Consider the following 429-nt stretch of genomic DNA (forward strand, 5'->3'; position numbering starts at 1 on the left):
ATCGGCAAGCTTTAAAAAACACCGTATATTCCCACCGATAACAGGTTTTGAAAAGCTGACTGGAGGAGTTAACCACTCATAGCGTAAAAAAAATAGAGGTTGTTCGTCTATAAATGCCTTTCGGAATTGCTCTTTTTGTTTTTGGCCCTCTAGAATAGTGAGTAATTGGAAATTATAACCGACGCAATCCGTTTGTGCATAAATAGCATTCAACATAACCGTTAAATCGCTGTAACCGACAAAGGTTTTTTTAGCATATTTAATGGAAGTATAATCAAGATAAGGAAGAACTTCGTTAGCGACTTCTCCGCCTGATAAGTCAAAAATCATTTTAATCTCAGAATCATTATAAAGAGTCATTAAAGCTTTTCCACGTTCTTGCGCTGTCCCGCTGAAAATAGTTGAATTTTTTTGGTAAATAGTGGAAGC

1 protein-coding gene is annotated in these 429 nt (G+C 36.1%); it reads right to left on the minus strand.

Going from position 1 to position 429, the window contains the following annotated elements:
• Positions 1–429, minus strand: a 429-nt coding sequence (locus RT405_RS11300; protein WP_313469744.1) for an LD-carboxypeptidase, incomplete at both ends; no start/stop codon positions are given.

Origin of the sequence: Carnobacterium sp. (assembly GCF_032094055.1) — a bacterium.
Taxonomy (GTDB): Bacteria; Bacillota; Bacilli; order Lactobacillales; family Carnobacteriaceae; genus Carnobacterium_A.